Source organism: Aneurinibacillus uraniidurans (genome assembly GCF_028471905.1).
Classification (GTDB): Bacteria; Bacillota; Bacilli; order Aneurinibacillales; family Aneurinibacillaceae; genus Aneurinibacillus; species Aneurinibacillus uraniidurans.
The window spans coordinates 3454361-3462500 of sequence record NZ_CP116902.1; the positions used below are offsets into that span (position 1 = coordinate 3454361).

Annotated in this window: 5 protein-coding genes, 14 tRNA genes and 1 rRNA gene (1 of these 20 only partly in view); 1 reads left to right on the forward strand and 19 read right to left on the reverse strand. The window is 49.4% G+C overall.

Features of this window, described 5'->3' with window-relative positions:
* Positions 1-14 precede the first annotated feature (14 nt).
* The 4 genes from PO771_RS17220 to alr form a co-directional block, all read right to left on the reverse strand.
* The gene (locus tag PO771_RS17220; protein ID WP_272560879.1) at positions 15-2168 is read right to left on the reverse strand and encodes a Tex family protein; all 2154 of its coding nucleotides are present in this window, start codon (positions 2166-2168) and stop codon (positions 15-17) included.
* 82 nt (positions 2169-2250) lie between these two features.
* Entirely contained in the window at positions 2251-2601 is a 351-nt protein-coding gene (locus tag PO771_RS17225; protein WP_096467534.1) for a type II toxin-antitoxin system PemK/MazF family toxin, read from the reverse strand.
* A 3-nt stretch (positions 2602-2604) separates the two neighbouring features.
* Positions 2605-2889 (reverse strand): CopG family ribbon-helix-helix protein, encoded by a 285-nt coding sequence (locus PO771_RS17230; protein WP_272560880.1) that lies wholly within the window; start codon positions 2887-2889, stop codon positions 2605-2607.
* A 270-nt stretch (positions 2890-3159) separates the two neighbouring features.
* Positions 3160-4347, reverse strand: coding sequence for an alanine racemase (alr, locus tag PO771_RS17235; RefSeq protein WP_272560881.1), 1188 nt, complete (start codon positions 4345-4347; stop codon positions 3160-3162).
* Between the two features lie 156 nt (positions 4348-4503).
* Between alr and PO771_RS17240 the strand changes: the two genes are divergently transcribed.
* A complete protein-coding gene (locus PO771_RS17240) occupies positions 4504-5049 on the forward strand; it encodes a hypothetical protein (RefSeq protein ID WP_272560882.1) in 546 nt (181 codons plus the stop codon).
* A 48-nt stretch (positions 5050-5097) separates the two neighbouring features.
* Here the strand turns inward: PO771_RS17240 and PO771_RS17245 are convergent.
* From PO771_RS17245 to PO771_RS17315, 15 genes are all read right to left on the reverse strand, one after another.
* A tRNA-Leu gene (locus PO771_RS17245) sits at positions 5098-5179 on the reverse strand.
* A 3-nt stretch (positions 5180-5182) separates the two neighbouring features.
* Positions 5183-5259, reverse strand: a tRNA-Arg gene (locus PO771_RS17250).
* A gap of 15 nt (positions 5260-5274) precedes the next feature.
* Positions 5275-5350: transfer RNA gene (locus PO771_RS17255), tRNA-Gly, on the reverse strand.
* Positions 5351-5355: 5 nt separating this feature from the next.
* Positions 5356-5438, reverse strand: a tRNA-Leu gene (locus tag PO771_RS17260).
* A 24-nt stretch (positions 5439-5462) separates the two neighbouring features.
* Positions 5463-5538, reverse strand: a tRNA-Lys gene (locus tag PO771_RS17265).
* 9 nt (positions 5539-5547) lie between these two features.
* Positions 5548-5622, reverse strand: a tRNA-Gln gene (locus PO771_RS17270).
* 7 nt (positions 5623-5629) lie between these two features.
* Positions 5630-5714: transfer RNA gene (locus PO771_RS17275), tRNA-Tyr, on the reverse strand.
* A gap of 13 nt (positions 5715-5727) precedes the next feature.
* Positions 5728-5800 (reverse strand) — tRNA-Thr (locus tag PO771_RS17280).
* A gap of 3 nt (positions 5801-5803) precedes the next feature.
* Positions 5804-5879: transfer RNA gene (locus PO771_RS17285), tRNA-Phe, on the reverse strand.
* A 21-nt stretch (positions 5880-5900) separates the two neighbouring features.
* A tRNA-Asp gene (locus PO771_RS17290) sits at positions 5901-5977 on the reverse strand.
* A 27-nt stretch (positions 5978-6004) separates the two neighbouring features.
* A tRNA-Thr gene (locus tag PO771_RS17295) sits at positions 6005-6080 on the reverse strand.
* Between the two features lie 75 nt (positions 6081-6155).
* Positions 6156-6228, reverse strand: a tRNA-Val gene (locus PO771_RS17300).
* 69 nt (positions 6229-6297) lie between these two features.
* Positions 6298-6371: transfer RNA gene (locus PO771_RS17305), tRNA-Glu, on the reverse strand.
* Between the two features lies 1 nt (position 6372).
* Positions 6373-6448, reverse strand: a tRNA-Asn gene (locus PO771_RS17310).
* Between the two features lie 123 nt (positions 6449-6571).
* Positions 6572-8140 (reverse strand): 23S ribosomal RNA (locus tag PO771_RS17315) (it continues 1368 nt past the right edge of the window).

Here is an 8140-nt window from a genome sequence, read left to right on the forward strand (position 1 = left end):
CCCCCTGTTATTTTTTATTCTGGCACAAGCATTGTCAGGCCAACACGCCCTCTGTTTCGATCCACATCCTGCACCCAGACCGTTACAATATCCCCAACCGATACGACATCAAGCGGATGCTTAATGAAACGGCGGCTTATGCGTGAGATGTGTACCAAGCCATCGTTTTTCAACCCGATATCTACAAATGCTCCGAAATCTACAATATTACGCACCGTTCCCTGTAGTTCCATACCTGGCTGCAAGTCTTTAATATCTAATACATCTTTTTTAAGAAGCGGTTTATGCAGCTCTTCACGCGGGTCACGGCCCGGACGCAGCAAGCTTGCGAGAATATCCTGCAGCGTCGGCACACCGATGCCAAGCTCTTCTGCCATCGATTTGACCTCTACACCCCGCAGCTTTTCTTTCGCCGCCTCACTGCCCATTTCATCTGCGGTCAGCTTAAGTTTACTGAGCAAACTCCGTACCGCTTCATATGACTCGGGGTGGATAGGCGTGTTATCGAGCGAATTATCTCCGTCAGCGATACGCAAAAAGCCAATACACTGTTCATATGTTTTCGCACCAAGGCGCGGCACGTCTCTAAGCTGGCTGCGCGACTTGTATTTTCCACTCTCTTCGCGACGAGCAACAATGTTTTTAGCTACCTGCTTAGATACACCTGATACATACTGGAGAAGCGACGGTGAGGCGGTGTTCACGTCTACGCCAACATAGTTGACGGCCGATTCGACAACGAACTGTAAGCTATCTGTCAGTTTTCCCTGTGATACATCATGCTGATACTGACCGACACCAATTGATTTCGGGTCAATTTTGACAAGCTCCGCAAGCGGATCTTGCAGACGACGACCGATGGATACTGCACTGCGTTCGGCTACATCGAGCTTCGGAAACTCTTCCCCCGCCAGCTTGGATGCCGAATACACACTCGCCCCTGCTTCATTCACAATAATATAGGAAACATCCTGTTTGATCTCTTTGAGCATATCCGCTGTGAACTGCTCTGTCTCGCGTGACGCTGTGCCGTTACCAATCGCGATAATGGAAACATTGTGCCGCTCGATCAGTGCAGTTAGCGTCTTTTTCGCCTCCGCAACTTTACTTTGCGGCGGAGTCGGATACACTACCGTTACATCAAGCAACTTACCTGTCTCATCAATGACGGCTACCTTACAGCCTGTCCGATAGGCTGGATCCAGTGCAAGTACGGTCCGGCCACGCAATGGAGCCTGAAGAAGCAACTGGCGCAAGTTCTCAGCAAAAATTCGAATCGCCTGCTCTTCCGCTTTTTCAGTCAGCGCATTTCGTACTTCTCGTTCTACCGCTGGTGCAATCAGGCGCTTATAGCTATCTTCTAACGCTTCTTTAAGCATATCAGCAGCAATGCTCCCACGGTGAATTTGCTTGCGTTCAAGTCTCTCAAGTACCGGGGCCATATCTACGTCTATCTTAATGCGAAGGATTCCTTCCCGCTCTGCCCGATTCACAGCCAGTATACGATGCGGTGCCATCCGATTGACTGGCTCCTGGTATTCATAATACATCTCATACACGTTCTTGCCGTCCGGTTCGTCTTCTTTCTTCGCCGTAACAAGAATACCGCGCTTCATTGTATAGTCACGCACCCAGCTGCGCACATCTGGTTCATCCGCTACTTGCTCGGCAATAATATCTTTCGCACCTGCGAGCGCTTCTTCCGTGCTGTTCACACCTTTTTCACTGTTTATGTAGCGCATCGATTCTTTCTGTATATCTCCTGAGCGTGCGGTAAGTAGAAAAGTCGCTAGCGGTTCCAACCCTTTTTCTTTGGCCATCGTCGCACGTGTCCGTCGCTTCTGACGGTACGGACGATATAAATCTTCAACCTGCTGAAGCTTAGATGCAGAACGAATGCTAGCGGCAAGGTCATCTGTTAATTTATCCTGCTCCGCAATTAGTCGGATTACTTCTTCTTTACGTTCTTCAAGCTGCCGAAGATACTGCACTCGCTCCTGAATGTCTCGAATTTGATTCTCATCGAGTGTTCCGGTCATTTCTTTGCGATAGCGCGCAATAAACGGCACGGTAGCCCCTTCATCCAGCAACTCTACCGTTCTCTCTACCTGCCCGGTCTGCAGTTGTAGCTCTGATGCGATTACTTTACTCATTTCTTTGCGTTCCATCGGCACCCATCCTTTCGCAAACAAGAAAAAAAGCTACCGTTATGCACAGCAGCTATGTTGCGTTCTATTTACGAGATAACGTTTAAAAATCAATAAGTCCTAAACTAATCTGGAGAGCGTCATTCACCCGATCCATCATCTCTTCATCAAGATGTGTAATTTTGTCTGTTAGTCGCTGTTTGTCGATCGTGCGAATCTGTTCGAGAAGAATGACGGAATCACGGTCAAATGCATACGACTTCGCATCGATCTCCACATGAGTAGGTAATTTGGCTTTCTGTATCTGTGCGGTAATGGCTGCGACGATAACTGTTGGACTAAAACGGTTTCCAATATCATTCTGAATCACCAAAACCGGTCTTACACCACCCTGCTCAGAACCCACGACAGGGGATAAGTCCGCAAAATATACGTCGCCACGCTTCACGATCACAAACTACACCCCGCTCACTAAACGTCCCAAGGTTAAATCCGCTTCTTCCTCGGCTTCAAATGCTTCACTCGCCATATGCAGATTAATATTCGCCATCTCCATGTATCCGCGCTGCATCATCTCGCGAATATGGCGCTTCTTGCGCTCTTTCAGATACAGTCTCATCGCCTGACGGATAAATTCACTACGATTCGATTTCTCTTTTTCCACTAAACCATCTACTTCCTGTAAAAGATGATCAGGTAAGCTAATCATGATACGCTTTGTGTCCATTTTCGACAAGACCATCGCACCTCCAACAACACTATACAACCGCTTAGCAGCACTTAAAATACCGCGTCTTGTTTTATTACCATTATGTCGTATGGCAGACAAAAATATACTGCAAACGGTGGAAATGCGGGAGATTTCGACTCCCTTAGTTACCATTCGAGCAATCACGGCAAATTCCTGCCATATCCCACTACTTTTTTGATAGTTAGATAGGAGTTTTCATTCTTACTGATTGTACCATGATTCCCTTGTGGTCACAACCGCACACTTCAGTGGATTAGCTGGCTATTGTTTACAAAAATCCGACAGTAACGGGTTCGACATCGCGATCCGTACCCCATTTTCGACATACACCCGTGGCACACGCCGACTCACCATGCATGTGACCTCGTAATTAATCGTAGTAAGCCAGTCAGCCATCTCATCGACTGTAATCTCTTCACTTCCCTGTCTTCCAATCAGTACGGCTTCATCGCCAACTGCTACACCTTCTATCCCCGTTACATCAACCATGAACTGGTCCATACATACTCTGCCAACAATCGGAGCCCGCTGTCCGTGAATTAGCACTTCCCCACGATTCGACAGCAGTCGGTTGTACCCGTCCGCATACCCAACCGGAACGGTCGCAATAACGGCCTCGTTCGTTGTAATATGAGTGGCACCATAGCTAATCTTCGTCCCCGCAGGCACATGCTTAACGTGGCTGAGACGTGCTTTCCACTGAAATACTGGATGCAGCTTCATGCCCGTTTTTTTCATATAAGAAGACGGGTACTGTCCGTATAAACTAATGCCCAGACGGATTATATGACGGCTTTTATCTGGATAGAACATCGTAGCTGCAGTATTGTTCGTATACAGAAGAGCCGGATGGATTCCTCCTGCTTCCAGACAGGCTACCAATTCCTCATAACGTCTCATCTGTTCCATTGTATAAGCCTGATTTTCTTCATCGGCTGTGGCGAAGTGTGTAAATACACCTTCTACTTCAATCCATTCACTCTGACAACGTGCGGCAAACGCAGAAAGCTCTCTTCCCTCACGAATTCCGATACGTCCCATGCCAGTATCAAGTTTAATATGAACACGTGCTTTTTTCCGTGCGGCTTCCGCTTGACGTATGATCTCCTCTAACAGCTCTATCTGGTATACAGTCATAGCAATATCATGCTGGAGCGCTAACGCAATACCCCGAGCCGGAAATGAACTAAGCACCAAAATCGGCGCGGTAATTCCCTTTATGCGCAGCTCAAGCGCTTCATCAAGGAGCGCAACCGCAAGCCATTCCGCTCCTTCACGTAGCGCTTTATTAGCTATCTGAAAAGCACCATGTCCATATCCATCCGCTTTTACAACAGCCATGATCTTCGTCTCGGCTGGGAGATGCTTCCGAAATGTTCGCATATTCTCCCCTACTGCATCAAGATCAATTTCTGCCCATACATCACGGTAAAAATACTGTTCATCCATTTTTATGATCCTTCTTTCTTTGTCTACAAGTAATTACATCACCTACTTTAAGTATATAAAAAACGAAACTGAGTGCATAGCCTATACCGCCTGTACCCGCCTTTACATATGATGAGATAGGTGAATTTCACGTCACGTATAAAAGGAGGTGCAAAAATGGCAGAGAGAAAAATCAGGACACATAAACACCACCCTTCTTCGGGTAGCCAGCGCTTAACTGACCTCGAGCAAAGTATAAGCCAGATGGAAAATCGCATGAATGAAACAAAGCAAAGCGTTGATAAAATCGAAGGCATGTTGAAAGAATTAAGTCATCCTAAAAAAAGAGCCGCCATTCATAAGCAGGCGGTTTCACGAACAGAACGTCAAAATCGTCCACGCCGATCATTATTTAGCCTATTTACTGGCAAACGTCAAGAAGAACCCCGCAAAAGTTCCTTACTTGCCAACCTTACCAGTGGTGGATTCAAAGCATCCGATCTGGCTACTATAGCTGAACTGCTACAAAATCCAGCCGTTCAATCATTCCTAAAAAGTAACAGTCCCACAAAAAGCAATACCCGTAAAAAAGGAACAAAGAAAAGAAGAAAAACAAAAGGAGATAATCTGATAACAAGTGCACTCGGAAACGTAGATATGGGCCAAATTATGAATCTACTCCAAAACCCAACAGTACAGGCAATGCTAAAAAACATGATGTAACAGAAAAAGCACGTATCCTTTTTTAAGGATACGTGCTTTTTGTATGAGTACCGATGGTCGGGGTCGAACCGACACTCCCGAAGGAACACGATTTTGAGTCGTGCGCGTCTGCCAATTCCGCCACATCGGCAAGTGGCGTGCCCGGAGAGACTCGAACTCCCAACCTTCTGATTCGTAGTCAGACACTCTATCCGATTGAGCTACGGGCACATTATTAAGATTAAATGGAGCGGACAACGAGACTCGAACTCGCGACCCCGACCTTGGCAAGGTCGTGCTCTACCAACTGAGCTATGTCCGCATGTATGGTGCGGGTGGAGGGACTTGAACCCCCACGCCGAAGCGCTAGATCCTAAGTCTAGTGCGTCTGCCAATTCCGCCACACCCGCATATTGTGTTCACCATGTTAAAAATGGTGAGCCATACTGGACTCGAACCAGTGACACCCTGATTAAAAGTCAGGTGCTCTACCAACTGAGCTAATGGCTCTCTATAAAGTGGCTGGGGTACCTGGATTCGAACCAGGGAGTGACGGAGTCAAAGTCCGTTGCCTTACCGCTTGGCTATACCCCAATAAAACTGGTGGAGGGGGACGGATTCGAACCGCCGAACCCACAGGGAGCGGATTTACAGTCCGCCGCGTTTAGCCACTTCGCTACCCCTCCATATTTAGATAAATGCCGGCGAAAGGACTTGAACCCTCAACCCCCTGATTACAAGTCAGGTGCTCTACCAGTTGAGCTACACCGGCATATGGTGGCTCGGGACGGAATCGAACCGCCGACACGAGGATTTTCAGTCCTCTGCTCTACCAACTGAGCTACCGAGCCATAAAACGATGTTTAAATAAATGGCGGAGCCGACGGGACTCGAACCCGCGACCTCCGGAGTGACAGTCCAGCGTGAACTCCAACTTCACCACGGCTCCGCATTACATAAATCGCTATTTTAAAAATGGTGCCGGCGAAAGGACTTGAACCCTCAACCCCCTGATTACAAGTCAGGTGCTCTACCAGTTGAGCTACACCGGCGACGTACAGGATGTACCGTTCTGCATTAGACACAGGGCGTGCCTGCTCTTAGCAGAACTTCCTTTAGAATAAGGATGGAGGATGACGGGATCGAACCGCCGACCCTCTGCTTGTAAGGCAGATGCTCTCCCAGCTGAGCTAATCCTCCGACGTACAAGGATGTACTAGGTTCTGCGTCGCGACAGGACGTCGCGACTTTAGCAGAACTTCCTTGAAATGACCCGTAGGGGATTCGAACCCCTGAATGCATGCGTGAAAGGCATGTGAGTTAAGCCGCTTCTCCAACGGGCCATGGCTCCGCAGGCCGGACTCGAACCAGCGACCGATCGGTTAACAGCCGATTGCTCTACCGACTGAGCTACTGCGGACCAATAGGATGTTGGTCGTTCTGCGTTGCGCACAGGACGTGCGCTGCCTTTAGCAGAACCTCCATCATCATTGAAAGTGTGTAACACCTTCAAAACTGAATCGAAACGAAACGCAAGTTTATATTGGTTAAGCCCTCGACCGATTAGTATTCGTCAGCTCCGTACATTGCTGCACTTCCACCTCGAACCTATCTACCTCATCATCTATAAGGGGTCTTACCAGCTTATGCTGTGGGAAATCTCATCTTGAGGGGGGCTTCACGCTTAGATGCTTTCAGCGCTTATCCCGTCCGCACATAGCTACCCAGCTGTGCTCCTGGCGGAACAACTGGTGCACCAGCGGTGCGTCCATCCCGGTCCTCTCGTACTAAGGACAGCTCCTCTCAAATTTCCTGCGCCCACGACAGATAGGGACCGAACTGTCTCACGACGTTCTGAACCCAGCTCGCGTACCGCTTTAATGGGCGAACAGCCCAACCCTTGGAACCTACTTCAGCTCCAGGATGCGATGAGCCGACATCGAGGTGCCAAACCTCCCCGTCGATGTGGACTCTTGGGGGAGATAAGCCTGTTATCCCCAGGGTAGCTTTTATCCGTTGAGCGATGGCCCTTCCATGCGGAACCACCGGATCACTAAGCCCGACTTTCGTCCCTGCTCGACTTGTAGGTCTCGCAGTCAAGCTCCCTTGTGCCTTTACACTCTGCGAATGATTTCCAACCATTCTGAGGGAACCTTTGGGCGCCTCCGTTACCTTTTAGGAGGCGACCGCCCCAGTCAAACTGCCCGCCTGACACGGTCCTTCATCCCGGTAAGGGATGCAAGTGAGAAGGCCAGCATTGTCAGGGTGGTATCCCAAGGACGCCTCCCCCGAACCTGACGGTCCGGATTCAACGGCTCCCACCTATCCTGTACAAACAATACCAGCATTCAATATCAGGCTGCAGTAAAGCTCCATGGGGTCTTTCCGTCTTGTCGCGGGTAACCTGCATCTTCACAGGTAGTATGATTTCACCGAGTCTCTTGCCGAGACAGTGCCCAAGTCGTTACGCCTTTCGTGCGGGTCGGAACTTACCCGACAAGGAATTTCGCTACCTTAGGACCGTTATAGTTACGGCCGCCGTTTACTGGGGCTTCGGTTCAAAGCTTCGCCTTGCGGCTAACCTTTCCCCTTAACCTTCCAGCACCGGGCAGGCGTCAGCCCCTATACTTCGCCTTGCGGCTTCGCAGAGACCTGTGTTTTTGCTAAACAGTCGCTTGGGCCTTTTCACTGCGGCCCCCTCGCGCTTTGACACGCTACCGGGGCACCCCTTCTCCCGAAGTTACGGGGTCATTTTGCCGAGTTCCTTAGCAAGAGTTTTCTCGCGCGCCTTAGGATTCTCTCCTCGCCTACCTGTGTCGGTTTGCGGTACGGGTACCTCACTCCTCGCTAGAGGCTTTTCTTGGCAGTGTGAGATCAGGGACTTCGCTACTTTAATTCGCTCGCCATCACAGCCTGGCGTTACAGTGTACGGATTTGCCTATACACACGCCTCACTGCTTGGACAGACATAACCAGCAGTCTGCTCACCCTACCCTCCTGCGTCCCCCCGTTGCTCAAACGGAGTGGAGGTAGTACAGGAATTTCAACCTGTTGTCCATCGCCTACGCTTTTCAGCCTCGGCTTAGGTCCCGACTAACCCTGAGAGGACGAG